The 26,837-nt window shown below is 67.5% G+C and carries 25 protein-coding genes; 16 read left to right on the plus strand and 9 right to left on the minus strand.

Features of this window, described 5'->3' with window-relative positions; translation table 11 throughout:
* Positions 1-59 precede the first annotated feature (59 nt).
* From pilB to ACPWT1_RS00735, 6 genes are read left to right on the plus strand one after another with little or no spacing between them, the layout of a single operon-like run.
* Positions 60-1,799, plus strand: a complete 1,740-nt coding sequence (pilB, locus tag ACPWT1_RS00710; RefSeq protein WP_427913527.1) for a type IV-A pilus assembly ATPase PilB — start codon at positions 60-62, stop codon at positions 1,797-1,799.
* A gap of 31 nt (positions 1,800-1,830) precedes the next feature.
* Positions 1,831-3,045, plus strand: coding sequence for a type II secretion system F family protein (locus ACPWT1_RS00715; protein WP_427913528.1), 1,215 nt, complete (start codon positions 1,831-1,833; stop codon positions 3,043-3,045).
* Complete coding sequence (locus ACPWT1_RS00720) at positions 3,045-3,887, plus strand: prepilin peptidase (protein ID WP_427913529.1); 843 nt, start codon at positions 3,045-3,047, stop codon at positions 3,885-3,887. Before ACPWT1_RS00715 ends, ACPWT1_RS00720 begins: the two co-directional genes overlap by 1 nt.
* A 13-nt stretch (positions 3,888-3,900) precedes the next feature.
* On the plus strand, positions 3,901-4,497 hold the full coding sequence (gene coaE / locus ACPWT1_RS00725) for a dephospho-CoA kinase (RefSeq protein WP_427913530.1): 597 nt from the start codon (positions 3,901-3,903) through the stop codon (positions 4,495-4,497).
* A gap of 37 nt (positions 4,498-4,534) precedes the next feature.
* Positions 4,535-5,290, plus strand: coding sequence for a cell division protein ZapD (gene zapD, locus ACPWT1_RS00730; RefSeq protein WP_427913531.1), 756 nt, complete (start codon positions 4,535-4,537; stop codon positions 5,288-5,290).
* 7 nt (positions 5,291-5,297) lie between these two features.
* Positions 5,298-5,510, plus strand: coding sequence for a DNA gyrase inhibitor YacG (locus tag ACPWT1_RS00735; protein ID WP_427913532.1), 213 nt, complete (start codon positions 5,298-5,300; stop codon positions 5,508-5,510).
* Between the two features lie 12 nt (positions 5,511-5,522).
* On the opposite strand, the gene ACPWT1_RS00740 is transcribed toward ACPWT1_RS00735, so the two are convergent.
* From ACPWT1_RS00740 to ACPWT1_RS00760, 5 genes are read right to left on the minus strand one after another with little or no spacing between them, the layout of a single operon-like run.
* On the minus strand, positions 5,523-6,011 hold the full coding sequence (locus ACPWT1_RS00740) for an NUDIX domain-containing protein (RefSeq protein ID WP_427913533.1): 489 nt from the start codon (positions 6,009-6,011) through the stop codon (positions 5,523-5,525).
* Positions 6,008-6,871, minus strand: a complete 864-nt coding sequence (locus tag ACPWT1_RS00745) for an ATP-binding protein (protein ID WP_427913534.1) — start codon at positions 6,869-6,871, stop codon at positions 6,008-6,010. The genes ACPWT1_RS00740 and ACPWT1_RS00745 overlap by 4 nt, the downstream gene beginning before the upstream one ends.
* A complete protein-coding gene (gene argJ / locus ACPWT1_RS00750) occupies positions 6,868-8,094 on the minus strand; it encodes a bifunctional glutamate N-acetyltransferase/amino-acid acetyltransferase ArgJ (RefSeq protein ID WP_427913535.1) in 1,227 nt (408 codons plus the stop codon). Before argJ ends, ACPWT1_RS00745 begins: the two co-directional genes overlap by 4 nt.
* A 21-nt stretch (positions 8,095-8,115) precedes the next feature.
* Positions 8,116-8,553, minus strand: a complete 438-nt coding sequence (locus ACPWT1_RS00755; RefSeq protein ID WP_427913536.1) for a rhodanese-like domain-containing protein — start codon at positions 8,551-8,553, stop codon at positions 8,116-8,118.
* 31 nt (positions 8,554-8,584) lie between these two features.
* The gene (locus ACPWT1_RS00760) at positions 8,585-9,388 is read right to left on the minus strand and encodes a fumarylacetoacetate hydrolase family protein (RefSeq protein ID WP_427913537.1); all 804 of its coding nucleotides are present in this window, start codon (positions 9,386-9,388) and stop codon (positions 8,585-8,587) included.
* A 170-nt stretch (positions 9,389-9,558) separates the two neighbouring features.
* On the opposite strand from ACPWT1_RS00760, the gene ACPWT1_RS00765 reads away from it, so the two are divergent.
* The 10 genes from ACPWT1_RS00765 (at position 9,559) to ACPWT1_RS00810 (ending at position 22,503) form a co-directional block, all read left to right on the plus strand.
* Positions 9,559-10,674, plus strand: a complete 1,116-nt coding sequence (locus ACPWT1_RS00765) for a TRAP transporter substrate-binding protein (RefSeq protein WP_427913538.1) — start codon at positions 9,559-9,561, stop codon at positions 10,672-10,674.
* Positions 10,675-10,773: 99 nt separating this feature from the next.
* Complete coding sequence (locus tag ACPWT1_RS00770) at positions 10,774-11,427, plus strand: TRAP transporter small permease subunit (protein WP_427913539.1); 654 nt, start codon at positions 10,774-10,776, stop codon at positions 11,425-11,427.
* Entirely contained in the window at positions 11,424-13,430 is a 2,007-nt protein-coding gene (locus ACPWT1_RS00775; RefSeq protein WP_427913540.1) for a TRAP transporter large permease subunit, read from the plus strand. The genes ACPWT1_RS00770 and ACPWT1_RS00775 overlap by 4 nt, the downstream gene beginning before the upstream one ends.
* Before the next feature lie 160 nt (positions 13,431-13,590).
* Positions 13,591-16,884: a fused isobutyryl-CoA mutase/GTPase IcmF gene (icmF, locus tag ACPWT1_RS00780; protein WP_427913541.1), complete on the plus strand. Its 3,294-nt coding sequence runs from the start codon at positions 13,591-13,593 to the stop codon at positions 16,882-16,884.
* A 147-nt stretch (positions 16,885-17,031) separates the two neighbouring features.
* Complete coding sequence (locus ACPWT1_RS00785) at positions 17,032-17,805, plus strand: ABC transporter ATP-binding protein (protein WP_427913542.1); 774 nt, start codon at positions 17,032-17,034, stop codon at positions 17,803-17,805.
* A complete protein-coding gene (locus ACPWT1_RS00790; protein WP_427913543.1) occupies positions 17,805-18,515 on the plus strand; it encodes an ABC transporter ATP-binding protein in 711 nt (236 codons plus the stop codon). The genes ACPWT1_RS00785 and ACPWT1_RS00790 overlap by 1 nt, the downstream gene beginning before the upstream one ends.
* 38 nt (positions 18,516-18,553) lie before the next feature.
* Positions 18,554-19,759 carry an ABC transporter substrate-binding protein gene (locus tag ACPWT1_RS00795; RefSeq protein WP_427913544.1) on the plus strand — a complete coding sequence of 402 codons (1,206 nt, stop codon included), beginning with the start codon at positions 18,554-18,556 and terminating at the stop codon, positions 19,757-19,759.
* A gap of 59 nt (positions 19,760-19,818) precedes the next feature.
* Positions 19,819-20,703 carry a branched-chain amino acid ABC transporter permease gene (locus ACPWT1_RS00800; protein WP_427913545.1) on the plus strand — a complete coding sequence of 295 codons (885 nt, stop codon included), beginning with the start codon at positions 19,819-19,821 and terminating at the stop codon, positions 20,701-20,703.
* Entirely contained in the window at positions 20,700-21,656 is a 957-nt protein-coding gene (locus tag ACPWT1_RS00805; RefSeq protein ID WP_427913546.1) for a branched-chain amino acid ABC transporter permease, read from the plus strand. The genes ACPWT1_RS00800 and ACPWT1_RS00805 overlap by 4 nt, the downstream gene beginning before the upstream one ends.
* A 76-nt stretch (positions 21,657-21,732) precedes the next feature.
* Positions 21,733-22,503, plus strand: coding sequence for an SDR family oxidoreductase (locus tag ACPWT1_RS00810; protein ID WP_427913547.1), 771 nt, complete (start codon positions 21,733-21,735; stop codon positions 22,501-22,503).
* Positions 22,504-22,522: 19 nt separating this feature from the next.
* Here the strand turns inward: ACPWT1_RS00810 and ACPWT1_RS00815 are convergent, their stop codons facing one another.
* Genes ACPWT1_RS00815 through accC form a run of 4 tightly spaced genes read right to left on the minus strand, consistent with a single transcriptional unit; the run spans position 22,523 to position 26,828 of the window.
* Positions 22,523-23,404 carry a carbohydrate kinase family protein gene (locus ACPWT1_RS00815; protein WP_427913548.1) on the minus strand — a complete coding sequence of 294 codons (882 nt, stop codon included), beginning with the start codon at positions 23,402-23,404 and terminating at the stop codon, positions 22,523-22,525.
* Positions 23,405-23,434: 30 nt separating this feature from the next.
* Positions 23,435-24,541 (minus strand): DUF3426 domain-containing protein, encoded by a 1,107-nt coding sequence (locus ACPWT1_RS00820; RefSeq protein ID WP_427913549.1) that lies wholly within the window; start codon positions 24,539-24,541, stop codon positions 23,435-23,437.
* Positions 24,542-24,566: 25 nt separating this feature from the next.
* Positions 24,567-25,451, minus strand: coding sequence for a 50S ribosomal protein L11 methyltransferase (gene prmA / locus ACPWT1_RS00825; RefSeq protein WP_427913550.1), 885 nt, complete (start codon positions 25,449-25,451; stop codon positions 24,567-24,569).
* A 27-nt stretch (positions 25,452-25,478) separates the two neighbouring features.
* Positions 25,479-26,828, minus strand: coding sequence for an acetyl-CoA carboxylase biotin carboxylase subunit (gene accC, locus ACPWT1_RS00830; RefSeq protein WP_427913551.1), 1,350 nt, complete (start codon positions 26,826-26,828; stop codon positions 25,479-25,481).
* Positions 26,829-26,837 lie beyond the last annotated feature (9 nt).

Here is a 26,837-nt window from a genome sequence, read left to right on the forward strand (position 1 = left end):
ATGATCGGACGGCTCTTCCGTGGCTCGCACGGGAGCACTCACTGCTTTGAATTTCCACCATGGCTGCCGTCGATCCCGCTGCCCCTGAAGCCTCGTCGCTGGCCTTGCCCGGCCTGGCCCGGGCGCTGGTGTCCGCCGGCAAGCTCGGACAGAAGTCGGCCGAGGACCTGTACCGCAAGGCCAAGGCCAGCCGCAGCAGCTTCATCGCCGAGCTCACGGGCTCGGGCGCCGTGTCCGCCGCCGACCTGGCACACACGATGTCGTCGGCGTTCGGCGCACCGCTGCTCGACCTGGAAGCGGTCGACCTGCAGCGCCTGCCCAAGGGCCTGCTCGACACCAAGATCTGCCAGGCCTACCGGGTGGTGGTGCTGTCCAAGCGCAGCAACCGGCTGATCGTCGCCACCGCCGACCCGTCCGACCAGGAAGCAGCCGAGAAGATCAAGTTCGCCACTCAGATGGGCGTCGACTGGGTGATCGCCGAGTACGACAAGCTGACCAAGATGGTGGAGGCCAACGCCACCAGCGCCTCCGAGGCCATGGACAGCATCATCGGCGACGACTTCGAGTTCGACGAGTCGTCGATGGACACCGCGACCGCGGAGGAAGCCGACAAGTCGGCCGGCTCCGACGTCGAGGACGCGCCGGTCGTCAAGTTCCTGCACAAGATGCTGCTGGACGCGTTCACCATGCGCGCGTCCGACCTGCACTTCGAACCGTACGAGCACCAGTACCGCGTGCGCTTCCGCATCGACGGCGAACTGCGCGAGATCGCATCGCCGCCTGTGGCCATCAAGGACAAGCTGGCCTCGCGCATCAAGGTCATCTCGCGGATGGACATCTCCGAGAAGCGCATCCCGCAGGACGGCCGGATGAAGCTGAAGGTCGGCCCCGACCGGGTGATCGACTTCCGCGTGAGCACGCTGCCCACGCTGTTCGGCGAGAAGATCGTGATCCGTATCCTGGATCCGAGCAGCGCCAAGCTGGGCATCGACGCCCTCGGCTACGAGGCCGAGGAGAAGGAGCGGCTGCTCAACGCGATCGGCCGTCCCTACGGCATGGTGCTGGTCACCGGCCCCACCGGTTCGGGCAAGACGGTGTCGCTGTACACCTGCCTGAACCTGCTGAACAAGCCGGGCGTGAACATCTCGACGGCCGAAGACCCGTCCGAAATCAACCTGCCCGGCGTCAACCAGGTCAACGTCAACGACAAGGCCGGCCTCACGTTCGCGGCGGCGCTGAAGTCGTTCCTGCGCCAGGACCCGGACGTGATCATGGTCGGCGAAATCCGCGACCTGGAAACCGCCGACATCTCGATCAAGGCCGCGCAGACCGGCCACCTGGTGCTGTCCACGCTGCACACGAACGACGCGCCGACCACGCTCACGCGGATGCGCAACATGGGCATCGCGCCGTTCAACATCGCGTCCAGCGTGATCCTGATCACCGCGCAACGCTTGGCCCGCCGCCTTTGCCCGAACTGCAAGGCGCCAGCCGACATCCCGCACGAGACGCTGCTGGACGCCGGGTACAAGGAAGAAGAAGTCGATGGCAGCTGGACACCGTACCGCCCGGTGGGCTGCAACATGTGCAACAACGGCTACAAGGGCCGGGTCGGCATCTACCAGGTGATGCCGATCACCGACGAGATCCAGCGCATCATCCTGCGCGACGGCAGCGCGATGGAGATCGCGGCCCAGGCGGAGCAGGAAGGCGTGAGGAGCCTGCGCAAGGCGGGCCTGCACAAGGTGAAGCTGGGCGTGACCTCGCTCGAGGAAGTGCTCGGCTGCACGAACGAATAGCATCAAGGCAGGACAAGAGGAGTAGCCCTTCATGGCCACCGCAACGGCAAAGGTGACGGAGTTCGTCTTCGAATGGGAAGGCCGCGACCGCAACGGCAAGTCCGTGCGCGGCGAGACCCGCGCCGCAGGCGAGAACCAGGTGCAGGCGTCGCTGCGGCGCCAGGGCGTCACGCCGCTCAAGATCAGGAAGCGCAAGATGCGCTCGGGCCAGAAGATCAAGCCGAAGGACATCGCGATCTTCACCCGCCAGCTGGCCACCATGATGAAGGCCGGCGTGCCGCTGCTGCAGGCCTTCGACATCGTGGGCCGCGGCAATGCCAACGCCAGCGTCACCAAGCTGCTGAACGACATCCGCATGGACGTCGAGACCGGCACTTCCCTCTCGGCCGCGTTCCGCAAGTTCCCGCTGTACTTCGACAACCTGTACTGCAACCTGGTCGAAGCGGGTGAAGCAGCCGGTATCCTGGAAGCGCTGCTCGATCGCCTCGCGATCTACATGGAGAAGACCGAGGCGATCAAGAGCAAGATCAAGTCGGCCCTGATGTACCCGATCGCCGTGATCGTGGTGGCCTTCGTGGTGGTCGCGGTGATCATGATCTTCGTGATCCCGGCCTTCAAGCAGGTGTTCTCGTCCTTCGGTGCCGACCTGCCTGCCCCGACGATGTTCGTCATCGGGATGAGCGAGTTCTTCGTCAAGTGGTGGTACCTCATCTTCGGCGGCATCGGCGGCGGGTTCTATTTCTTCATGCAGGCGTGGAAGCGCAACGAGAAGGTCCAGGCGTTCATGGACCGGCTCATGCTGAAGCTGCCGCTGTTCGGCGACCTGATCTTCAAGTCGGTCATCGCCCGCTGGACCCGCACCCTCTCGACGATGTTCGCGGCGGGCGTCCCGCTGGTCGAGGCGCTCGATTCGGTCGGCGGCGCCGCAGGCAACTCGGTCTACGCGTCGGCAACCCTGAAGATCCAGCAGGAGGTGTCCACCGGCACCAGCCTGACCGCGGCGATGAGCAATGCCAACGTGTTCCCGACCATGGTGCTGCAGATGTGCTCCATCGGCGAGGAATCGGGCTCCATCGACCACATGCTGGGCAAGGCCGCGGACTTCTATGAAGCCGAGGTCGACGACATGGTCGCCGGCCTGTCCAGCCTGATGGAGCCGATCATCATCGTGATCCTGGGCACCATCATCGGCGGCATAGTGGTCTCGATGTACCTGCCCATCTTCAAGCTCGGCCAGGTCGTCTGATGCTGTTCTCCCCGGTGCTGGACACCGTCCTCGCCGGCGTGTTCGGGCTGCTGGTCGGCAGCTTCCTCAACGTCGTCATCTACCGCCTGCCGAAGATGCTGGAGCGCGAGTGGGCCGACGACTGCGCGGAACTGGCCGGCAAGGAGCCGGTGCACGCCGAGCCGTTCAACCTCGTGGTGCCGCGTTCGCGCTGCCGGCAATGCGGCCACCTGATCCGCTGGTACGAGAACATCCCGGTCCTCAGCTGGCTGGCGCTGCGCGGCAAGTGCTCCTCGTGCGGCACCCGCATCGGCCTGCGCTACCCGCTGGTGGAACTGGCCACCGCGGGCCTGTTCGCCTGGTGCGTCTGGGCCTGGGGCGCCAATCCGACCGGTCTCGCCTGGTGCGGCTTCTGCGCCGCCATCCTGGCGCTGGCCCTGATCGACTGGGACACCACGCTGCTGCCGGACGTCATCACGCTGCCGCTGCTGTGGGCAGGCCTGATCGTCGCCGCCCTCCACTGGACGCCCCTGCCGCTGCCGCAGGCGCTGTGGGGCGCCGTGGCGGGCTATCTCTCGCTGTGGCTGGTGACCCAGGCGTTCAAGCTGGCCACCGGCCGCGTGGGCATGGGCAACGGCGACTTCAAGCTGTTCGCCGCGCTGGGCGCCTGGTTCGGTTGGCAGGCCCTCGTGCCCATCGTGCTCATGGCTTCGGTCATCGGTGCCGTCATCGGCATTGCCCTGAAGTTCGCGAGCCAGCTGCGCGAAGGCGGCTACGTGCCCTTCGGGCCGTTCCTCGCCGGCGCCGGGCTCACGGCCCTGCTGTTCGGGCCGTCCGCCATCCTGCAGGTCCTCGGTCTCTGACAGGGCGGCCACCGTGCGGGTCGGCCTGACCGGGGGCATCGGCAGCGGCAAGAGCACCGTGCTCGGGATGCTGCGGCAACTCGGCGCAGCGACCATCGACGCCGACGCCATCTCGCGCTCGACGACGGCGGCCGGAGGAGCCGCCATCCCCGCCATCGCGCAGACCTTCGGCCCCGAGTTCATCGCCGCCGACGGCGCGCTCGATCGCGACCGGATGCGGGTGCACGTCTATGCCCACCCGCAGTCGCGGCAGACGCTCGAGGCGATCATCCATCCGCTGGTGGGCGCCGAATCCGCCCGCCAGGTGGAACAGGCAACGGCACAGGGCGCACGCTGCATCGTGTTCGACATTCCGCTGCTGGTCGAATCGGGGCGCTGGCGTGCGCAGGTCGACCGCGTGCTGGTGGTCGACTGCCTGCCCGCCACGCAGATTGCCCGGGTAGCAGCGCGCAGCGGGCTGGCCACGGCCCAGGTCGAGGCCATCATGGCGGCGCAGGCACCGCGCGGACTTCGCCTGCAGGCGGCCGACGCGGTGATCTTCAACGAGGGCCTGTCGCTGCAGGAACTGCAGGCGCAGGTCAGCTGGGTCGGCCACACGTTCGGGCTATGATGGCCGGGTCCCGTGAGCCCCAGCCGCAGCCTCGAGCGTGATCCTCTACGAATACCCGTTCAACGAACGCATCCGCACCTACCTGCGCCTGGAGCACCTGTTCCGCCGGCTGGGCGAACTGGTCTCCCGAGTGTCCCCGCTGGACCACCACTACGCACTGGCGACGATCTTCGAGGTGATGGACGTCGCCGCGCGCGCCGACCTGAAGTCCGACGTCATGAAGGACCTGGACAAGCAAAAGGGCGTGCTCAACGCCTACCGCGGCAATCCCGGCGTCTCGGAAGCGGTTCTGGATGAAGTGGTGTCCAAGCTCGACGCCTGCTTCAGCGCCCTGAACAACCTCGCCGGCAAGGCCGGCCAGTCGCTCACCGAGAACGATTGGCTCATGAGCATCCGCAGCCGCATCGGCATCCCGGGCGGCACCTGCGAATTCGACCTGCCCGCGTACTACGCGTGGCAGCAGCTCGACCCGCCCACGCGGCAGGCAGACCTCGCCCGCTGGTCCAAGCCGCTGGCGCCGCTGGCGGAATCCATCCACCTCCTGCTGCGGATGCTGCGTGACTCGGGATCGGCGCAGAAGGTGATGGCCGTGGCAGGGCAGTTCCAGCAGACCCTGCCGCAGGGCCGCACGTTCCAGCTGCTGCGGCTGCGCATCGACCCGGCCCTGCGCCTCGTGCCCGAGATCAGCGGCAACCGGCTGATGGTGTCGGTGCGGCTGATGAAGCAGGAAGGCAGCGACAAGCTGCAGCCCAGCACGGACAGCGCCGGCTTCGAACTCACCCTCTGTTCCTGAGGTTCGCATGGCGACGCAAGACAAGGCGCCCAAGCCGCGTGTCGTGGCCTGCCCGCAATGCGGCGGCAAGAGCCTGTACGCGAGTTCCAACCCCTACCGGCCGTTCTGCAGCGAGCGCTGCAAGAACCTCGATCTCGGTGCCTGGGCGGCGGAGAGCTTCCGCGTGCCCGACGAGACGCCGCCCGACGACCAGCCTTTCGGCGATCCGAAGGCGCAGTGACGGCGCGAGCGCCTAGCCTGCGTGCGTGGCGCCGCTGAAGCCGCGCTCCTGCGCGAACCACTGCAGCACCGGCACCGTGCCCGGCAGCACCGGCTGCACCTGCACCGGCAACGCCTCCCACGCGCAGCGCTGGCCCTCGTGCATGTGCAGCTCGCCCTGCCACTCGAACACCTTGCAGAAGTGCAGCCGCACCAGGGCATGCGGATAGTCGACCAGCTCGACGCGCCACGGATGCACGGCGCCGATCGTGACGCCGATCTCCTCGACCAGCTCGCGGCGCAGCGCCTGTTCGATCGACTCGCCCGGCTCGACCTTGCCGCCCGGAAATTCCCAGTAGCCCGCGTAGACCTTGCCCTCGGGCCGGCTGGTGAGCAGGAAGCGGCCGTCGTCGCGGACCAGCACGCCCACGGCCACGGCCACCTCCTTGCGCTGCGGACCGCCCTCGCGCGGACGGTCGCCGTCGGCCACCAGCACCGCCGGCGCGGCTACGCCGTGCGTCATGGATGGCGGCCGGCCCAATCGCGGGCAAACTGGTAGGCCACGCGGCCACTGCGCGAGCCGCGCTCCAGCGCCCACACCAGCGCCTCGGGCCGCGCGGCCTCGATGCCCTGCTTCGACACGCCGAAGGACGAGAGCCACTGCGCCGTGATGGCCAGGTACTCGTCCTGGCTGAAGGGATAGAAGCTCACCCACAGGCCGAACCGCTCGGACAGCGAGATCTTCTCTTCCACCACCTCGCCCGGATGCACCTCGCCGTCGTCGGTGTGCGTGTACGTGAGGTTCTCCTTCATGTACTCGGGCAGCAGGTGGCGCCGGTTGCTGGTGGCGTAGATCAGGACGTTGGGAGAGGCAGCCGCCACCGAGCCATCGAGGATGGACTTGAGCGCCTTGTAGCCGGCCTCGCCTTCCTCGAAGCTCAAGTCGTCGCAGAACACCATGAACTTCTCGGGCCGGTCGGCCACCAGGTCGACGATGTCGGGCAGGTCCACCAGGTCGGCCTTGTCCACCTCGATCAACCGCAATCCGCGCGGCGCGTACTCGTTCAGGCAGGCCTTGATCAGCGACGACTTGCCGGTGCCGCGCGCGCCCGTGAGCAGCACGTTGTTGGCCGGCTGCCCATCGACGAACTGCTCGGTGTTGCGCTGGATGCGCTCCTTCTGCGGCTCGATCTCCTTCAGGTCGCCCAGGCGGATGCCCGCCACATGGCGCACGGGCTCGAGCGAGCCGTGGCCTGACGAGCGCTTGCGATAGCGCCACGCGATGGCTTCGTCCCATTTCGGTGCCGACAGCGGCCGCGGCAGCACGGCCTCCAGGCGATCGAGCAGCCGGTTGGCGCGCGTGACGAGGTCATCCAGGTTCATGAGCGGTAGTCGGCGTTGATGGTCACGTACTCGTGGCTGAAGTCGCAGGTCCACACCGTGTCGCTGGCGGCGCCACGGCCAAGCCCCACGCGGACCGTGATCTCGGCCTGCTTCATCACGCGCTGGCCATCCTCCTCGCGGTAGGAAGGATTGCGGCCGCCCTCGACGGCCACGTGCACGTCGTCCAGCCAGAGGTCGATGCCGGCCTGGTCGAGATCGTCGATGCCCGCATAGCCCACCGCTGCCAGGATGCGACCGAGGTTGGGATCGCTCGCGAAGAACGCGGTCTTCACCAGCGGCGAATGCGCGATTGCATACGCGACCTTGCGGCATTCATCCGCATCCTTGCCGCCTTCGACGCGGACCGTGATGAACTTGGTGGCGCCCTCGCCGTCGCGCACGATGGCCTGCGCCAGCTGGCGCGCCACCTGCAGCATCGCCTCCTTCAGCGCGCGGCCATCGGCGCTGTCCAGCGACGTCACCGGTGCATGGCCCGCCTTGTTGGTGGCGATGACGACGAACGAATCATTGGTGGACGTGTCGCCGTCGACCGTGACGCGGTTGAACGAAGCCTCCGCGAGCTCGAACGCCAGCTGCTGCATCAACCCCGGCGCGACGCATGCGTCGGTGGCCAGGTAGCCGAGCATGGTGGCCATGTTCGGGCGGATCATGCCGGCGCCCTTGCTGATGCCGGTGACGTTCACATCCTTGCCACCGACGCGTGCCGTCGCGCTGAAGGCCTTGGGGATCGTGTCCGTCGTCATGATGCCCTCGGCCGCACGCAGCCAGTGATCGGGCTTCGCATCGGCGAGTGCAGCAGGCAAGCCGGCCTGGATGCGATCGACCGGCAGCGGTTCCATGATCACGCCGGTCGAGAACGGCAGCACCTGCTGCGGCGCGACGTCCAGCAAGCGCGCGAGCGCGATGCAGGTGGAGCGCGCGCGCACCAGGCCATCCTCGCCGGTGCCGGCATTCGCGTTGCCCGTGTTGATCACGAGCGCGCGGATGTCACCGGAGGCCAGGTGCTCGCGGCACACCTGCACGGGCGCCGCGCAGAAGCGGTTGCGGGTGAAGACGGCACCGACGCTGGCGCCGGGCTCGAGCAGGAAGACGGTGAGGTCCTTGCGATTGGCCTTGCGGACACCGGCTTCGGCAACGCCGATGGTGAGGCCGCGCACGGGCCGGAGGTCGCTCGCGCGTGGAGCGTTCAAGTTGACGGGCATGGGTTCCGGGGGAGGTTGTCTTCAGTTCTGGCGCCAGGGCAGGCCTCGCAGGCGCCAGCCACCCTTGCGACCGCGATGGCCTTCGGGATCGGCATCGCCTTCGAAGCCCTCGAGGATGTTGTACGCCTCGAGGCCCAGTTCGGCGGCGCGCCTGGCGGCCGCGATCGAACGCACGCCGCTGCGGCACAGCAGCACCACCTTCTTGCCGCCCGGCACGGCCTGGCGGATGCCTTCGTCGAACGCGGGATTGAGCGCCATGCCCGGCCATTGCTTCCAGGCCAGCGGCACGGCGCCGGGGACGAAACCGACCCACTCGCGCTCGGCATCCGTGCGCACGTCCACCAGCACGGCCTGGCCCGAGTGCCACCACTCGTAGGCCAGCTGCGGCGGGACGTCGCCGGCGTAGCCCTCGGCGGGCCGCACGCTGCCGGCATCGGAAGAACGATCGGGCGCTGTCATGCGCCCGATTTTGCCAGCGTGGAGAAACGCGCTAGACGATGCGCACGTTCAGGTTCGGCAGGCCGTCGATGTGGATCTCGATCAGGTCACCGCGCACCACCGGGCCCACGTTCTCGGGCGTGCCGGAATAGATGATGTCGCCGGGGTAGAGCTGGTTGGCCTGCGAGAGGTTGCTGATCTGCTCGGCCACGGACCAGAGCATCTGGCTCAGGTCGGCGCTCTGCTTGGTCTGCCCGTTCACCTTCAGCCAGATCGCGCCCTTGGTGAAGTGGCCCGTTTGCGCGACCCGGTGCACCGGCCCGAGCACGGCCGAGTGGTCGAAGCTCTTGCCGATCTCCCACGGCTTCTTCTGGTCGCCCATCGCGCGCTGCAGGTCCCGGCGGGTCATGTCCAGCCCGAGCGTGTAGCCGTACACATGGTCGAGCGCCTGCGCGGCCGGGATGTCGCGGCCGCCCTTGCCGATCATTGCGACCAGCTCGACCTCGTAGTGGTAGTTCTTGGTGAGCGTCGGGTATGGATGGTCGGCCACCGTGCCCGTGGGCACGTGCTGGATGGCGTCGGTCGGCTTCTGGAAGAAGAACGGCGGCTCGCGCGTCGGGTCCGATCCCATCTCGCGCGAGTGGGCGGCGTAGTTGCGACCGATGCAATAGATGCGGCGCACCGGGAACACTTCATCCGTGCCCACGACGGGGATGGTGACGTCCGGCACGGCGAAGGCCATGCGGGCACCCAAGCTGCCCGACGCGCCCGAAGCTCCGGTGGTGCCGCTCGCGCATCCGCCGAGCGCGGTGCCCGCGGCCACGGCTGCGCCGCCGAAGAATGTCCTGCGATCCATGGTGTGTGTCTCCTTGTGCTTGATGGCGGCCGCAAGTATCGAGGCCTCATCGCTGCACCGCTGTTGCGAAACCGCAGTGTTGGTGAAAACCCTCTGACCACCGACTGACCACGCCCCGCAAAGTTTGTTTGCTAACACAACCGGGACCACCCGCAAGCAAGGAGACATGCATGACCCAAGCACAAGCACCCCGTCGTCGCAGCCTGCTCAAGGGCGCGGCCATCGCCGCAGGCGCCATGTCGGCGCCGATGGTGGCCGGCGCGCAGCAGACCACCTCGTTCCGGTTCCAGAGCACGTGGCCGGCCAAGGACATCTTCCACGAGTTCGCGCAGGACTTCGCCAAGAAGGTGAACGACATGGCGGGCAGTCGCCTGAAGATCGAAGTGCTGCCGGCAGGCGCGGTCGTCCCGGCCTTCCAGCTGCTGGAGGCAGTGAACAAGGGCACGCTTGACGGCGGCCATGGCGTCGTCGCCTACCACTACGGCAAGAACTCCGCGCTGGCGCTGTGGGGCTCGGGCCCGGCCTTCGGCATGGACCCGAACATGGTGCTCGCATGGCACTACTACGGCGGCGGCAAGGCGCTGCTGGAAGAGATCTACAAGTCCATCAACATGGACGTGGTGTCGTACCTGTATGGCCCCATGCCCACGCAGCCGCTCGGCTGGTTCAAGAAGCCGATCTCCAACATCTCGCAGATGAAGGGCCTGAAGTACCGCACGGTGGGCCTGGCGGTGGACCTGTTCACCGACCTGGGCGCCGCGGTCAACCCGCTGCCCGGCGGCGAGATCGTGCCCGCGCTGGACCGCGGCCTGATCGACGCGGCGGAATTCAACAACGCCTCGTCGGACAAGGCGCTTGGCTTCCCCGACGTCGCCAAGAACTGCATGCTGCAAAGCTTCCACCAGTCCGGCGAGCAGTTCGAGGTGCTGTTCAACAAGTCCAAGTACAACGCGCTGCCGCAGGACCTGAAGTCGATCATCGACTACGCGGTGCAGGCCTCGTCGGCGGACTTCTCCTGGAAGGCCATCGACCGCAATTCCAAGGACTACATCGACCTGAAGACCAAGGACAAGATCGCGTTCTACAAGACGCCCGATTCCATCCTGAAGGCGCAGCTCGACTCCTGGGACAGGGTGGTGGCCAAGAAGTCGACCGAGAACCCGTTCTTCAAGAAGGTGCTCGATTCGCAGAAGGCCTTTGCGCAGCGCGCCGGCCAGTGGCAGGGCGACTACATGGTCGACTTCAAGATGGCCTGGAACCGCTACTTCGGCGGCAAGAAGGCCTGACGCGCCTGCTGCCCGGAGCGGCCAGCCTCGGGAACCTCCCGACGCTGGCCGTTTTCTTGGAGCGTCCCGTTCCGCATTCGCATCCAACCCACACGACACATGACGACTGAACGATTGCTCCACGCGGTGGAGGCCTTCAGCACCTGGATCGGCAAGGCGTTCGCCTGGCTGATCGTCGCGCTGATGCTGATGGTCTGCATCGAGGTCTTCAAGCGCTACATCATCAACATGCCGACCGCCTGGGTGTTCGACGTCAGCAACATGATGTACGGCACGCTGTTCATGATGTCCGGGGCCTATGCCCTGTCCAAGGACGCCCACGTGCGCGGCGACTTCCTGTACGGCAGCATGAAGCCGCGCACGCAGGCGGCGCTGGACCTGGTGCTGTACGTGGCCTTCTTCCTGCCCGGCATCATCGCCCTCACATGGGCGGGATGGGTGTACGCGGGCGATGCGCTGGCCATCCGCGAGACGACGTTCAACGCCGTGCCGCTGCCGATCTATCCGTTCAAGTTCATCATCCCGATCGCCGGTGCGACGGTGCTGCTGCAGGGGCTCACCGAGATGCTGCGTTGCGTTGCCTGCCTGCGCGACGGCGAGTGGCTGCCACGCCTGGACGACGCGGAGGAGATCGACGTCGTCGAGCAGCAGCTGGCCGGCAGCACCTACGTCGACGAAGAGGCGCGGCGCGACGCGATCGCCAAAGCCAAGTCCATCGACGAAGCCGCGCGCCAGCGCATGGAGCAGGAATGAACGCCCTCTTTCCCTTCATCAGCGACGCCGCGCTCGGGCTGACGATGCTCGTGCTGATCGTCGTGGTCATCATGCTCGGCTTCCCGACCGCCTTCACCCTCATGGGGCTGGGCATCATGTTCGGGTGGATCGCGTTCTACGACCCCAACGTGCATTTCTGGGGCAACCGCATCTTCGACCTGATGGTGCAGCGCGCCTTCGGGGCGATGAACAACGACACGCTGATCTCCATCCCGCTGTTCGTGCTCATGGGCTACGTGATGGAACGCGGGGCGCTGGTGGACAAGATGTTCTACAGCGTGCAGCTCGCATTCCGGCGCCTTCCCGGGTCGCTGGCGATCACCACGCTGATCATCTGCACCTTCTGGGGTATCGCGTCGGGCCTGGTCGGCGCGGTCGTGGTGCTGATGGGCGTGATCGCGATGCGGCCGATGCTCAACGCCGGCTACGACGTGCGGCTGGCATCCGGCGTCATCACCGCCGGGGGCACGCTCGGCATCCTGATCCCGCCGTCCGTGATGATCATCGTCTACGCCGCCGTCGCGGGCCAGTCGGTGGTGAAGCTGTACGCGGCGGCGATGTTCCCCGGTTTCTTCCTCTCGCTGCTGTACCTGATCTACATCGTCGGCTGGGTTCTGATCAATCCGAAGATCGCACCGCGGCTGCCGCCCGAGCAGACGCGGGTGCCCATCCCGGAGTGGCTCACGCAGCTGTCGACGACGTATTCGCCGCGCATGGTGCCCGCCTTCTTCGCGGCGCTGCTCTCGCCGCGCAAGGCGCTGGCGCTGCCCGGTGGCGGCTCGGTGGCTTCCGCGCAGGCGATCGGTCCCGGGCGCCTGCTGCGCGGCCTCGCGATCTCCAGCATCCCGCTCATGCTGGCGCTCGTCACCATGGGCACGACCTGGTGGTACGTGGTGGTCTATTCGCAGAAGGACGACCGGCCCGCCATCACGGCCACGCAGCCCGCCGACAAGCAGGTCGCAACGGTCGGCAAGGGCCAGGACGTCCCCGGTCCGCAGCTCGCGGGTGGCGGGCTGCAGGAGCCGCCCGCCGAGCCGGCGCAGAAGGCAGCTGCGCCCTTGGGCGGCCTGGCCGAGCCCCCCGGTTCCGACAGCGGCACGACGGCGTCCTCGGGTGGGCTGCAGGAGCCGCCCGGATCCGCACCGGCCGCGGAGTCCACCAGCTCCGGCGACACCCTGCAGCGCCTGGACGTCCCGCAGGGAGAGGCCACCCACGTCGCGGTGCCGGACGCGTTCTACCTCGGCTTCTGGATCCTCACGGCCATCCTCGCGGCGGTGCTGCTCTGGTACTACTGGCGCTTCGACGCCGCGCAGTTCGAGATCCTGCGCATGCTCACCTCGTCGGTGATGCCGCTGGCGGTGCTCACCTTCGTCGTGCTGGCCGTGATCCTGTTCGGCATCACCACCGCCACCGAGTCCGCGGCTGTGGGCGCGGCCGGTGCGTTCCTGATGGCGTGGCAGGCGAAGACCCTCACGTGGCAGCGCATCAAGGAAGCGGTGTTCCTCACCGCCAAGACGACGGCCATGGTCTGCTGGCTGTTCATCGGCTCGGCCATCTTCAGCGCGGTGTTCGCCATCCTCGGCGGGCAGGCGCTGGTGGAACACTGGGTGCTCAGCCTGGACCTGTCGCCGCTGCAGTTCCTGATGCTGTCGCAGGCGATCATCTTCGTCCTCGGCTGGCCGCTGGAATGGACCGAGATCATCGTGATCTTCGTGCCGATCTTCCTGCCGCTGCTGCAGCACTTCAACATCGACCCGATGCTCTGGGGCGTGCTGGTCTTCGTGAACCTGCAGGCCGCGTTCCTGTCGCCGCCGGTGGCCATGTCGGCCTTCTACCTGAAGGGCGTGTCGCCGCCGCACGTGACGATCAACCAGATCTTCGCGGGGATGATGCCTTACATGCTGATCGTGATCGTCTGCATGGTGCTGATGTACATCTGGCCGTCGCTGACGCTCTGGCTGCCGAACTACCTGTACGGTTGAGCGGGCGGACGCGACCCTGCGGCAAAGGCGCCCCTCGGGGCGCCTTTGTCTTTCGGCGGAGGCGCCGGTGGTTCGTTGACGTTGACGTAAACGTCAATTAAGCTGCCGCGTGGAGACTTCGTGCGCCGGCCCCCGGCGCGCTTGCCAGGAACCCATCCCCATGACCGACCTGTCCGCCGAATTCAAGGCGCTCGCCGAGTACCGCCCGACCCACAAGGTCCGCTTCGTCACCGCCGCCAGCCTGTTCGACGGCCACGACGCCGCCATCAACATCATGCGGCGCATCCTGCAGGGCATGGGCGCCGAGGTCATCCACCTCGGCCACAACCGCAGCGTCGACGAGGTCGTCACCGCCGCATTGCAGGAGGACGTGCAGGGCATCGCCGTCAGTTCCTACCAGGGCGGCCACGTGGAGTACTTCAAGTACATGGTCGACCTGCTGCGCCAGCGGGGCGGCGCCCACATCCAGGTGTTCGGGGGCGGCGGCGGCGTCATCGTGCCGGCGGAGATCCGCGACCTGCACGACTACGGCGTGGCGCGCATCTACAGCCCCGAGGACGGCCAGCGCATGGGCCTGCAGGGAATGATCGGCGAGATGGTGATGCGCTGCGACAAGGACCTCGCACCGCTCGCGCCGCGCGACGCGAAGGCCATCCAGGGCCACACCGATGCGCATTGGCGCGCGCTGGCCCAGCTGATCACGGCGATCGAGAACGGCGCCGCCGAAGCCGCGCTCCTGCAGCAACTGCGCGACGGCGCGGCCACGCGCAAGGTGCCGGTGCTGGGCATCACCGGCACCGGCGGCGCAGGCAAGTCCTCGCTCACCGACGAACTGATCCGGCGATTGCGCCTGGACCAGGCCGACCGGCTGCGCGTCGCGGTGATCTCGATCGACCCGTCACGGCGCAAGAGCGGCGGCGCGCTGCTGGGCGACCGCATCCGCATGAACGCCATCGGGCCGTGGCAGCAAGGCGCGCGCGTTTTCATGCGATCGCTGGCCACGCGCGATTTCGGCAGCGAGATCTCGAAGGCGCTGCCCGACGTCATCGCCGCGTGCAAGGCCGCCGGGTTCGACCTGGTGGTGGTCGAGACCTCCGGCATCGGCCAGGGCGACGCCGCAATCGTGCCGCTGGTGGACGTGCCGATGTACGTGATGACGCCGGAGTTCGGGGCCGCCAGCCAGCTCGAGAAGATCGACATGCTCGACTTCGCCGAGTTCGTGGCGATCAACAAGTTCGACCGCAAGGGCTCGGCCGACGCGCTGCGCGACGTTGCCAAGCAGGTGCAGCGCAACCGCGAGGCCTGGGGCAAGCGGCCCGAGGAAATGCCGGTGTTCGGCACCATGGCCGCACGCTTCAACGACGACGGCGTGACGGCCCTGTACCAGGCGCTGAAGCCGCGCCTGCAGGACCTGGGGCTGCAGCTGCAGGAGGGCCGCCTGCCCGCCGCTAACGTGCGCCACAGCACCAACCAGACCCCGATCGTGCCCGCACCGCGCGTGCGCTACCTGGCCGAGATCAGCGACACCGTGCGCGGCTACAAGAAGCGCGCCCGGGCGCAGGCGAAGCTGGCGCGCGAAGTGCAGCAGCTGAAGGAAGCGGCGCGCATGCTGAAGGTGGACAAGCCCGATCGCGCCCCGGCCGCCGAGGCCGCACTCGACCTGGCCGGCCAGCGTCTCGCCCGCATGGATCGCGACGCGCTGCACCTGCTCAAGCAGTGGCCCGACCTGCAGCAGGCCTATGCGGGCGACGAGTACGTGGTGAAGATCCGCGACAAGGAGATCCGCACCGCGCTGACGACCACCTCGCTCTCCGGCACCAAGGTGCGCAAGGTCGCCCTGCCCCGCTACGAGGACCACGGCGAGATCGTGCAGTGGCTGATGCTGGAGAACGTTCCGGGCAGCTACCCGTACACGGCCGGCACCTTCGCCTTCAAGCGCGAGAACGAGGACCCGACGCGGATGTTCGCGGGCGAAGGCGACGCCTTCCGCACCAACCGCCGCTTCAAGCTGCTGTCCGAGGGCATGCCGGCCAAGCGGCTGTCCACCGCCTTCGACTCGGTCACGCTGTACGGCAACGACCCGGACCTGCGGCCCGACATCTACGGCAAGGTGGGCAACTCCGGCGTGTCGATCGCGACGCTGGACGACATGAAGGTGCTGTATTCGGGCTTCGACCTGTGCAACCCCAGCACCTCGGTGTCGATGACGATCAACGGCCCGGCGCCCTCGATCCTGGCGATGTTCATGAACACCGCCATCGACCAGCAGCTGGAGAAGTTCCGCACCGACAACGGCCGCGATCCCACCGACACCGAGGCCGGCAAGATCCGCGAGTGGGTGCTGGCCAACGTGCGCGGCACGGTGCAGGCCGACATCCTGAAGGAAGACCAGGGCCAGAACACCTGCATCTTCTCGACCGAGTTCTCGCTGAAGGTGATGGGCGACATCGCCGAATACTTCGTGCACCACAACGTGCGCAACTTCTATTCGGTGTCGATCTCGGGCTACCACATCGCCGAGGCCGGGGCCAACCCGATCAGCCAGCTGGCGTTCACGCTCTCCAACGGCTTCACGCTGGTCGAGGCGTACCTCGCCCGCGGCATGCACATCGACGACTTCGCGCCCAACCTGTCGTTCTTCTTCTCCAACGGCATGGACCCCGAGTACACCGTGATGGGCCGGGTGGCACGCCGCATCTGGGCGGTGGCGATGAAGGAGAAGTACGGCGCCAACGAGCGCAGCCAGAAGCTCAAGTACCACATCCAGACCTCGGGCCGCAGCCTGCACGCCCAGGAGATCCAGTTCAACGACATCCGCACCACGCTGCAGGCGCTGATCGCGATCTACGACAACTGCAACTCGCTGCACACCAACGCGTTCGACGAGGCGATCACCACGCCCACCGAGGACAGCGTGCGGCGCGCCATGGCCATCCAGCTGATCATCAACCGCGAGTGGGGCCTGGCCAGGAACGAGAACCCGAATCAGGGCGCGTTCATCATCGATGAGCTCACCGAGCTGGTCGAAGAGGCGGTGCTGGCCGAGTTCGAGCGAATCGCCGAACGCGGCGGCGTGCTCGGCGCGATGGAGACGGGCTACCAACGCGGCCGCATCCAGGACGAGAGCATGCATTACGAGATGCTCAAGCACACCGGCGAACTGCCCATCGTGGGCGTCAACACCTTCCGCAACCCGCACGGCGACGCCGTCCTCGAGAAGCTGGAGCTGGCCCGGTCCACGGAGGACGAGAAACAGGGCCAGCTGCGCCGGCTGCAGGAGTTCCACCAGCGCCACGCCAGCGAAGCGCCGGCCATGCTCCGGCGCCTGCAGCAGGCGGTCATCGACAACCGGAACGTGTTCGAGGTGCTCATGGATGCCGTGCGGGTCTGCTCCCTCGGCCAGATCACCAGTTCCCTGTTCGAGGTGGGCGGCCAGTACCGGCGCAACATGTAGCCGTCAGTCGGCTGACAGCCTGGGGCGCCCGCGGGCGGCTCCACGCGGAACTACTTACGGGGTTACCCCGTTCCGCAGTGCAACACGCATTCCTAGCATTGCGGGTTCCGGCGCGCCCCCCGCACGCCAAGAAGGAGTGCGCGCGTCTTGCCTGCTGAGATCATTCTCGAGACCAAGGGACTCACGAAGGAGTTCAAGGGCTTCGTCGCCGTCAGCAACGTCGACCTGACGGTGCGGCGTGGCGACATCCACGCGCTGATCGGGCCCAACGGAGCAGGCAAGACCACCTTCTTCAACCTGCTCACCAAGTTCCTGGCCCCCACCCGGGGCACCATCACCTACCAGGGCCAGGACATCACCTCGGAGAAGCCGGCGCAGACCGCGCGTCGCGGCATCGTCCGGTCGTTCCAGATCTCCGCCGTCTTCCCGCACATGACGGTGCTGGAGAACGTGCGCGCCGCCCTGCAGCGCAACCTGGGCACCTCGTTCCATTTCTGGAAGTCCGAGCGCTCGCTGCACCACCTGCACGACCGCGCGATGCAGCTGCTGCACGAGGTCGACCTGCAGGACTTCGCCTCCGAGATGACGGTCAACCTGCCCTACGGCCGCAAGCGCGCGCTGGAGCTGGCAACCACCATGGCGCTGGAACCCGACCTGATGCTGCTGGACGAACCCACGCAGGGCATGGGCCACGAGGACGTGCACCGCGTCACCCAGTTGATCAAGAAGGTGGCCGCGGGTCGCACCATCCTGATGGTCGAACACAACATGAACGTCGTCTCGTCGATCGCCGACCGCATCACGGTGCTGCAGCGCGGCTCGGTGCTCGCCGACGGCCCATACTCGGAAGTCTCCCGCAACCCGCAGGTCATCGAGGCCTACATGGGCAGCACCGGCGCCGAACTGCAGGGAGCCCACTGATGCTCAACGGCAAGGATCTGCTGCGCATCGAGGGACTGCAGGCCTGGTATGGCGAGTCGCACATCCTGCACGGCGTCGACCTCTCGGTGCGCGAGGGCGAGGTGGTCTGCCTGCTCGGACGCAATGGCGCGGGCCGCACGACCACGCTGCGCGCCATCGTCGGCCTGACCGGCGCACGCAAGGGATCGATCGCCATCAACGGCACCGAGGCGGTGCGGCTGGCGCCGCACAGGATCGCCAAGCTCGGGGTGGGCTACTGCCCCGAGGAGCGCGGCATCTTCTCCAGCCTGTCGGCCGAGGAGAACCTGCGCCTGCCGCCCGCGGTGGCCGAAGGCGGCATGTCGATCGACGAGATCTACGCCATGTTCCCGAACCTGAAGGAACGTGCCGGCAGCCCCGGCACGCGCCTGTCCGGCGGCGAGCAGCAGATGCTGGCCGTGGCCCGCATCCTGCGCACCGGCGCGCGCCTGCTGCTGCTGGACGAGATCTCCGAAGGCTTGGCGCCGGTCATCGTGCAGAAGCTCGGCGAGATGATCCGCACGCTCAAGGCCAAGGGCTACACCATCATGCTGGTGGAGCAGAACTTCCGTTTCGCCGCGCCGCTGGCCGACCGCTTCTACGTCATGGAGCACGGCCGCATCGTCCAGCAATTCGCCCAATCGGAACTCGCCAGCAGGATGGACATGCTGCACGAGTACCTGGGCGTCTGAGTCTTTCACGTTCCCCCACTGTCCCAAGGAGACAAGCCATGAAGAAGCATCTGACCCGATCCGCGCTGGCCCTGGCGCTGAGCGCCGCCTTCGCCGCGCCCGTGTTCGCCGCCGCCAACGAGGTCGTCATCGGCGACATCGACGACATGTCGGGTGTCTACGCCGACGTGATCGGCCAGGGTGGCGTCGAAGCTGCCAAGATGGCCATCGCCGACTTCGGTGGCACCGTGCTGGGCAAGAAGATCACCTTCCTGAGCGCCGACCACCAGAACAAGCCGGACATCGGCGCCTCCAAGTTCCGCGAGTGGGCGGACCAGAACGGCGTCAACATGGTCCTGGGCGGCTCGAACACGGGCGTGTCCATCGCCATGTCCAAGGTGGCCGGCCAGAAGAAGGTGCCCTTCTTCGCGATCGGCGCCGCGGGCGCGTCGCTCACCAACGAGGACTGCACGCCGTATAGCGTGCACTACGCCTACGACACCACGTCGCTGGCCAACGGCACCGCCACCGCGATCACCAAGGAAGGCGGCAAGAGCTGGTACTTCCTTACCGCCGACTACGCGTTCGGGACGCAGCTGCGCACCGCCGCCACCGAGGTCGTCGAGAAGAACGGCGGCAAGTCGCTGGGCGAAGTGCGCGTGCCGCTGGGCACCACCGACTTCTCGTCGTTCCTGCTGCAGGCCCAGGGCTCCAACGCGCAGGTGCTGGGCCTGGCCAACGCCGGCACGGACTTCACCAACTCGCTGAAGGCCGCGCAGGAGTTCGGCATCACCAAGAAGATGAAGCCTGCCGCGCTGCTGGCGTTCATCAGCGACATCCACTCGCTGGGCCTGAAGACGGCGCAGGGCCTGTACCTCACCACCGGCTGGTACTGGGACACCGACAACGACACGCGCGCCTGGTCCAAGCGCTACTTCAACGTCATGAAGAAGATGCCGACCATGAACCAGGCGGCGTACTACTCGGCCACCATCCAGTACCTGAACGCCGTCAAGGCCGTGGGTTCGACGGATCCCGACAAGGTGATGGCGCAGCTGAAGAAGCAGAAGATCAACGACATGTTCGCCAAGAACGGCTACATCCGTGCGGACGGCGTGATGATCCACACCATGTACGTCATGCAGGTCAAGAAGCCCGAGGACTCCAAGTACCCCTGGGACTACTACAAGCAGGTGCGCACCATGAACGGCGACGAGGCCTTCGGCCCCATCACCGGCAAGTGCTCCATCGCCAAGAAGTCCTGACCTGAGCCCCCACGGCCCGGCGGCGATGCTGCCGGGCCGCAGCCCCCGCGCCCCGCTCCATGACCGAAATCTTCGGATATCCGTTGCCCGTCATCCTGGGCCAGCTCATGCTGGGCCTGGTCAACGGATCCTTCTACGCGATGCTCAGCCTCGGGCTGGCCGTCATCTTCGGCCTGCTCGGGGTCGTGAACTTCGCGCACGGGGCGTTCTACATGCTCGGGGCCTTCGCGGCCTTCATCGCGATGGACAAGCTGGGCATCAACTACTGGCTGGCGCTCCTCGTGGCGCCGCTGGTGGTGGGCGCCTTCGGCGTGGTGCTGGAACGCCTGTTCCTCAAGCGCATCTACAAGCTGGACCCGCTGTATGGCCTGCTGCTCACCTTCGGCATGGCGCTGATCTTCGAGGGCGTGATGCGCGACCAGTACGGCGCATCGGGCCAGTCGTACCCGGTGCCCGACGCGCTGCAGGGCGTGTTCAACCTGGGCTTCATGATCCTGCCGATCTACCGCGCCTGGGTCATCGCCGCATCGCTGGTGATCTGCTTCACCACGTGGTTCGTGATCGAGCGCACCTCGCTGGGCGCGACGCTGCGCGCGGCCACCGAGAACCCGCGCCTGGTGCAGGCGTTCGGCATCAACGTGCCGATCATCGTCACCCTGACCTACGGCGCCGGTGTCGCGCTGGCCGCGCTGGCAGGCGTGCTGTCCGCGCCGGTCGTGCAGGTCTCGCCGCTCATGGGGTCGTCGCTCGTCGTCGTGGTGTTCGCCGTCGTGGTGATCGGCGGCATGGGGTCGATCTTCGGCGCCATCGTCAGCGGCCTGGCGCTGGGCATGGTGGAGGGCTTTACCAAGGTCATCTACCCCGAGGCGTCCACGATCGTCGTGTTCGTCATCATGGCCATCGTCCTGGTGCTGCGCCCCGCAGGCCTGTTCGGCAAGGAGTGAGCGTGAACCGCGCCACCGCCATCGTCTACGCCCTCCTCGTGCTCGCCGGGCTCCTCGCGCCCTGGCTGAACATCTATCCGGTCTATCTCATGACCTTCTACGCGTTCGCGATCTTCGCCTGCGCGTTCAACCTGCTGCTCGGATTCGGCGGGATGCTCTCATTCGGGCATGCCGCGTACTTCGGCCTGGGCTCGTACATCACCAGCTGGCTCACCACGGCCCAGGGCTGGTCCACGATCCCGGCCATCCTGGCCGGCATGGTCGTCGCCGGTCTCGCCGGCGTGGTGGTCGGGGGGCTGGCAATCCGCCGCTCGGGAATCTACTTCGCCATGATCACGCTCGCCCTGGGGCAGCTGGTCTACTTCGTGTGCCTGCAGGCCCCCTTCACCGGCGGCGAGAACGGCATCCAGGGCGTGCCGCGCGGCACCCTGCTGGGCGTGCTCAACCTGCGCGACGACCTGCACATGTACTACTTCGTGTTCGCGGTCATGGTGGCGGTCTTCCTGATGATCCGCCGCATCGTCTCCTCGCCGTTCGGCCAGGTGCTCAAGGCGATCCGCGAGAACGAGCCGCGCGCCATCTCGCTGGGCTATACGGTCGAGCGCTACAAGCTGCTGGTCTTCGTGCTGTCGGCCGCCATCGCCGGCCTGGCCGGTTCGCTCAAGGCGCTGGTCCTGGGCTTCTCCACCCTCACCGACGTGTTGCAGGCAACGTCGGGTGAGGTGATCCTGATGACGCTGCTCGGCGGTGCCGGCACCTTCCTGGGGCCGGTGGTGGGCTCCGGCGTGGTCATCACGCTGCAGGACGTGCTGTCCGACCGCGTCGGCTCCTGGGTCACCGTGATCATCGGCGGCATCTTCGTGCTGTGCGTGCTCGCGTTCCGCAAGGGCCTGGTCGGCGAATTCGTCGCCTGGCTGGATCGGCGCGCCGCACGCAACCGCGCGCGCGCCTGAGCGGCGCCTGTCGTCCATGTGATTGGCGCGCTGACGCAGGCGCCGTACGCTGCGGCATCACTTCAAGGAGACAGGCATGGCAGATCTCTTCACGCTGCAGGGCCGCGTGGCCCTGGTCACCGGCGGCTCGCGCGGCATCGGCCGCATGATCGCCGCGGGCTTCCTGCGCCAGGGGGCCAAGGTCTACATCACGTCGCGCAAGGCCGACACCTGCCAGCAGACCGCGCGCGAACTGTCGCCGCTGGGGCCGTGCATTGCATTGCCGGCCGACGTGTCGACGGTCGAGGCTTGCCAGGCGCTCGCGGTGGAGATGGGGCAGCGTGAACGCGCCCTGCACATCCTCGTCAACAACGCCGGCGCGGCATGGGGCGAGGACTTCGACACCTTCCCCGAGAAGGGCTGGGACAAGGTCGTCGACCTGAACATGAAGACGCCGTTCTTCCTCACCCAGGCCATGCACGCGCTGCTGAAGGCGGGCGCGTCGGCCGAGCGCCCGGCGAAGGTGATCAACATCGCCTCCATCGACGGCATCTCGGTCAATCCCTGGGAGACCTACTCGTACGCCGCCAGCAAGGCCGGCCTGATCCACCTGACCAAACGCATGGCGCTGCGCCTGGCCAAGGACAGCATTGTGACGAGCGGCATCGCGCCCGGCCCGTTCGCGTCGGAGATGAACAAGCAGGCGCGCGACCACGCCGACGAAGTGGCGCAGCGCGTGCCCGTGGGCCGCATCGGCAACGACGACGACATGGCCGGCGCGGCCATCTTCCTGGCCTCGCGCGCCGGCGACTACGTGGTGGGCGAGACGCTGGTGGTGGACGGCGGCGTCACGCACGCGCGCGGCTGAGCGCTGCCGCGCGCAACACTCAGACGCGCCAGTTCTGCGGTCCGCGGCTGGCGATCTTGGCCGCGCCGACACGATTGCCCAGCTCGGCGCAGCGCCCGAGCGGCCAGCCCTGCTCCAGCCCGAACAGCATCGCGCCGCGCCAGGCATCGCCACAGCCCGTGGGATCGACCACCGCGTCGGCCTTGATGGCCGGCACGTGCGTCTTCTCGCCGCCGATCCAGACGTCGCAGCCCTGGCCGCCCAGCGTCACCACCAGGCCCTGGACCTTGCGCGAGATGTCCGCCGGGCTCCAGCCCGTGCGCTCGCTGAGCATCTTCCCTTCGTAGTCGTTGACGGTGACCCAGGTCGCCTGTTCGATGAACGTGGCCAGCTCGCGGCCGTCGAACATCGGCAGCCCCTGGCCCGGATCGAACACGAACGGGATGTCGGCGGCACGGAACTGCTGCGCGTGCTGCAGCATGGCGTCGCGGCCATCGGGCGAGATGATTCCCAGCTTGATGTCGGGACGCTTCTCGATGCGCGTGACATGGGCCTGCGTCATCGCGCCGGGATGGAAGGCGGTGATCTGGTTGTTGTCCAGGTCCGTCATGATCATCGCCTGCGCCGTGTACGCGCCGTCGATCTGGCGCACGAAGTCGGTGCTGATGCCCAGCGACTGCAAGCGCTCGACGTAGCTGGCGCCATCGTTGCCCAGCGTGGCCATCGGCAGCGGCTCGCCACCGAGCATCTTCAGCGCATAGGCGATGTTGCCGGCGCAGCCGCCGAAGTCACGGCGCAGGCCGGGCACCAGGAACGAGACGTTCAGGATGTGCAGCTGGTCCGGCATGATCTGCTGCGCGAAGCGACCCTCGAAGGTCATGATGGTGTCGAACGCGAGGGATCCGCAGATGACGGCTGCCATGGTGTGTTGCCTGGAAAGAAGGAAAAGCGTTCAGGGATAGAAGGCCAGCACGCGGTAGCCCGCGATCCGGCCGCTGTCGGCGGGGGCACCGACCGCGATGGCCACCGTGCCCGACCAGTCGCCGTGCGCCGGCAGCGTGTCGGAGGTGGCGCCCAGCTCGCGCGGAGTGAGCACCTTGCGCACCAACGGTTGGTCCTGCGCGTCGGTCAGCGTGAGCTCCACCGCCGGGATGGCGACGGCCTGCGCCGCCTGGTTCTTCAGCGTGACGTTCAGGCGGTAGGCGTCCTGGCGCAGCCTCGTGAACCCGCTGCTGTCGATTCCCACCGCGTCGATGCGCCGCAACGGTTCGATCCTGCAGCCAAGCGGCCGGCAGAGCGCCTGCAATGGGCCCCGCCACTCGGGATGCATTGCGGCAAGCCGGTCGCGTTCCTGCACCGCCACCTGCGCGGCCAGCAGCAGCGCAAGCAGCAGGCTGGCCAACAGCAGCAATCGCCGCACGCCGGACCGGCGCCAGAAGGCCTGGCGCCGCGCCTTGCGCACGAACGTCACGGCGTCGAGCGACGGGTCGTAGATGCTGCGCGGGCCTTGGTCGTCGTCGTCCAGCAGTTCGATGCGTGGACGCGTGGCCATCAACTCCGATCGCACGAAGTCCACGGGCGAGGCGTAGCCCACTTCGGGCGGCAGCTCCGAGCGCGGACCGGCCGGCGCCTCCAGGTCCAGCTGCGACGGCGAGTCGACTTCGCGCACCTGGATCGCATCGGAGGGGAAGAACGAGGGCAGCTCCGAAGGCGTGCCGCTCGGGCGCTTGAGCGGCAGCGGGACCGCTTGCGGCACGGCAGGAGCCGGCGTCGGCTCCAGGGGTGCCGGCCTGGACAGCGGTGCCAGCGAGAGCTCCTGCTCGCCACGCGGCGCCGGGCTCGCGACCGGCGGAACCGCGGTCAGGGGCGCCGACATGGTCATCGATGCCTCCGCCGCCGCGTCGGCGTCGCCGCCATCGACCACCTGGCGCATGTGGGCGCCGGCGTCGAACACTTCCGAGCAGTGGCCGCACCGAACCCAGCCGTCGGAGATCTTCAGCTGGTCCGGCACCACCTTGAACAGGGTGCCGCAGGCCGGGCACCCGGTGATCATGCTCATGGGCCCGGGATTGTAGAAGGCCGGCTCAGCGCCGAGCCGTCATCAGGATCCAGCCGTCTTCGCTATCGGCGACTGACAGCGGCACGAACGGCGCATAGGCGCGGGTCAGTTCCTCGGCCTGCCGCTCGAGGATGCCGGCCAGCACCAGATGCCCGCCGGCCGTGACGTGACCGCACAGCAGCGGCGCCAGCACCTTGAGCGGCGTAGCCAGGATGTTGGCCAGCACCACGTCGTAGGCGCCCTGCGCCGCATCGGGCAGCCCGACGGCATGCAGCGCAACGTCATTGGCCTGCGCGTTGTCCAGCGTGGAGCGCACCGCGGCCTCGTCGATGTCCACCGCATCCACCGTCGCGGCGCCGAACTTCGCGGCACCGATGGCCAGGATGCCGGAGCCGCAACCGTAATCGAGGACGCGCAGCCCCCGCAGTGGCTGGCGCGCGATCCAGCGCAGGCACATGCGCGTGGTCGGATGGGTGCCGGTGCCGAATGCCAGGCCCGGGTCGAGCCGGATGACCTGCCGCGCCTGCTCGGGCGGCTCGTGCCAGGTGGGCACGATCCAGAACTCGGGCGTGACATCGACCGGTGCGAACTGGGATTGCGTGAGCCGCACCCAGTCCTGGTCGGCCACCTCGGCCACGTCCACCACACGGCCGCCGGCGAAGAAGTCCTGGGCCTGCAGCAGTTGCGAGGCTTCGTCCGCTGCCTCGCGGGACGGGAACAGCGCCAGCACGCGCGAGCGCTGCCAGCCTTCCTTGGGCGGTGGCATGCCGGGCTCGCCGAAGAGGGCCTGCTCCGCCTCGGTGTGCGCGTCGGCGTCCTCGACCGAGACGCTCAGCGCCTCGAGCGCTTCCAGCGCGTCGCTGACGGCCTCGACCTGGTCCTCGGCGCAGAGCAGGCGCAGTTCGAACATGTCAGCGACGTGGCAAGCGCCAGGCCTTCAGCGCTTGTGGTGCGACAGCCACTGCTCGAGGTAGTGGATGTTGGTGCCGCCGGCCATGAACTTGGCGTCCACCATCAGCTCGCGGTGCAGCGGGATGTTGGTGTTGATGCCTTCGACCACGGTCTCGAGCAGGGCCGTGCGCATGCGGGCCAGGGCCTGCTCGCGCGTGTCGCCGTGCACGATAATCTTGCCGATCATCGAGTCGTAGTTCGGCGGCACGAAGTAGTTGTTGTACACGTGCGAGTCGACGCGCACGCCAGGGCCGCCAGGCGCGTGCCACAGCGTGATGCGACCGGGGGACGGCGTGAACTTGTACGGATCCTCGGCGTTCACGCGGCACTCGATGGCGTGGCCACGGATGCCGATGTCGCGCTGCGTGAACGGCAGCTTCTCGCCGGCGGCCACCAGGATCTGCGTCTTGACGATGTCGATGCCGGTGATCAGCTCCGTCACCGGATGCTCCACCTGCACGCGGGTGTTCATCTCGATGAAATAGAACTCGCCGTTCTCGTACAGGAACTCGAAGGTGCCCGCGCCGCGGTAGCCGATCTTCTTGCAGGCCGCGGCGCAGCGGTCGCCGATCTTCTCGATCAGCTTGCGCGGGATGCCAGGCGCCGGCGCTTCCTCGATGATCTTCTGGTGCCGGCGCTGCATCGAGCAGTCACGCTCGCCCAGGTACACGGCGTTGCGGTGCTTGTCCGCGAGGATCTGGATCTCGATGTGGCGCGGATCCTGGAGGAACTTCTCCATGTACACCGCCGGATTGCCGAACGCCGCGCCGGCTTCGGCCTTGGTCATCTGCACCGCGTTGATCAGCGCTGCCTCGGTGTGCACGACCCGCATGCCGCGGCCACCGCCGCCACCGGCGGCCTTGATGATCACGGGATAGCCGATCGCCTTGGCGGTCTTCTTGATCACGGCCGGATCGTCGGGCAGCTCGCCCTCGGAGCCGGGCACGCACGGCACCCCGGCCTTGATCATGGCCTGCTTGGCCGAGACCTTGTCGCCCATCAGCCGGATCGATTCGGGCGTCGGGCCGATGAACTGGAAGCCGCTCTTCTCGACACGTTCGGCGAAGTCGGCGTTCTCGGACAGGAAGCCGTAGCCGGGGTGGATGGCTTCGGCATCGGTCACCTCGGCGGCCGAGATGATGGCCGGCATGTTGAGGTAGCTCTGCGGCGATGGGGCCGGCCCGATGCACACGGCTTCCTCGGCCAGCTTGACGTACTTGGCCTCGCGGTCGGCCTCCGAGTACACCATCACGGCCTTGATGCCGAGCTCGCGGCAGGCGCGCTGCACACGCAGTGCGATCTCGCCTCTGTTGGCGATCAGGATTTTCTTGAACATCAATGAACG

The organism is Ramlibacter sp. MMS24-I3-19 (genome assembly GCF_050320135.1).
Lineage (GTDB): Bacteria > Pseudomonadota > Gammaproteobacteria > Burkholderiales > Burkholderiaceae_C > Ramlibacter.

What these genes read in the sequence shown, in the direction of transcription:
- pilB (WP_427913527.1), top strand. Translation starts at nt 60, where the DNA reads ATGGCTGCCGTCGATCCCGCTGCCCCTGAAGCCTCGTCGCTGGCCTTG.
- ACPWT1_RS00715 (WP_427913528.1), top strand. Translation starts at nt 1,831, where the DNA reads ATGGCCACCGCAACGGCAAAGGTGACGGAGTTCGTCTTCGAATGGGAA.
- ACPWT1_RS00720 (WP_427913529.1), top strand. Translation starts at nt 3,045, where the DNA reads ATGCTGTTCTCCCCGGTGCTGGACACCGTCCTCGCCGGCGTGTTCGGG.
- ACPWT1_RS00735 (WP_427913532.1), top strand. Translation starts at nt 5,298, where the DNA reads ATGGCGACGCAAGACAAGGCGCCCAAGCCGCGTGTCGTGGCCTGCCCG.
- ACPWT1_RS00740 (WP_427913533.1), bottom strand. Translation starts at nt 6,011, where the DNA reads ATGACGCACGGCGTAGCCGCGCCGGCGGTGCTGGTGGCCGACGGCGAC.
- ACPWT1_RS00745 (WP_427913534.1), bottom strand. Translation starts at nt 6,871, where the DNA reads ATGAACCTGGATGACCTCGTCACGCGCGCCAACCGGCTGCTCGATCGC.
- argJ (WP_427913535.1), bottom strand. Translation starts at nt 8,094, where the DNA reads ATGCCCGTCAACTTGAACGCTCCACGCGCGAGCGACCTCCGGCCCGTG.
- ACPWT1_RS00755 (WP_427913536.1), bottom strand. Translation starts at nt 8,553, where the DNA reads ATGACAGCGCCCGATCGTTCTTCCGATGCCGGCAGCGTGCGGCCCGCC.
- ACPWT1_RS00760 (WP_427913537.1), bottom strand. Translation starts at nt 9,388, where the DNA reads ATGGATCGCAGGACATTCTTCGGCGGCGCAGCCGTGGCCGCGGGCACC.
- ACPWT1_RS00765 (WP_427913538.1), top strand. Translation starts at nt 9,559, where the DNA reads ATGACCCAAGCACAAGCACCCCGTCGTCGCAGCCTGCTCAAGGGCGCG.
- ACPWT1_RS00770 (WP_427913539.1), top strand. Translation starts at nt 10,774, where the DNA reads ATGACGACTGAACGATTGCTCCACGCGGTGGAGGCCTTCAGCACCTGG.
- ACPWT1_RS00775 (WP_427913540.1), top strand. Translation starts at nt 11,424, where the DNA reads ATGAACGCCCTCTTTCCCTTCATCAGCGACGCCGCGCTCGGGCTGACG.
- icmF (WP_427913541.1), top strand. Translation starts at nt 13,591, where the DNA reads ATGACCGACCTGTCCGCCGAATTCAAGGCGCTCGCCGAGTACCGCCCG.
- ACPWT1_RS00790 (WP_427913543.1), top strand. Translation starts at nt 17,805, where the DNA reads ATGCTCAACGGCAAGGATCTGCTGCGCATCGAGGGACTGCAGGCCTGG.
- ACPWT1_RS00795 (WP_427913544.1), top strand. Translation starts at nt 18,554, where the DNA reads ATGAAGAAGCATCTGACCCGATCCGCGCTGGCCCTGGCGCTGAGCGCC.
- ACPWT1_RS00800 (WP_427913545.1), top strand. Translation starts at nt 19,819, where the DNA reads ATGACCGAAATCTTCGGATATCCGTTGCCCGTCATCCTGGGCCAGCTC.
- ACPWT1_RS00810 (WP_427913547.1), top strand. Translation starts at nt 21,733, where the DNA reads ATGGCAGATCTCTTCACGCTGCAGGGCCGCGTGGCCCTGGTCACCGGC.
- ACPWT1_RS00815 (WP_427913548.1), bottom strand. Translation starts at nt 23,404, where the DNA reads ATGGCAGCCGTCATCTGCGGATCCCTCGCGTTCGACACCATCATGACC.
- ACPWT1_RS00820 (WP_427913549.1), bottom strand. Translation starts at nt 24,541, where the DNA reads ATGAGCATGATCACCGGGTGCCCGGCCTGCGGCACCCTGTTCAAGGTG.
- prmA (WP_427913550.1), bottom strand. Translation starts at nt 25,451, where the DNA reads ATGTTCGAACTGCGCCTGCTCTGCGCCGAGGACCAGGTCGAGGCCGTC.
- accC (WP_427913551.1), bottom strand. Translation starts at nt 26,828, where the DNA reads ATGTTCAAGAAAATCCTGATCGCCAACAGAGGCGAGATCGCACTGCGT.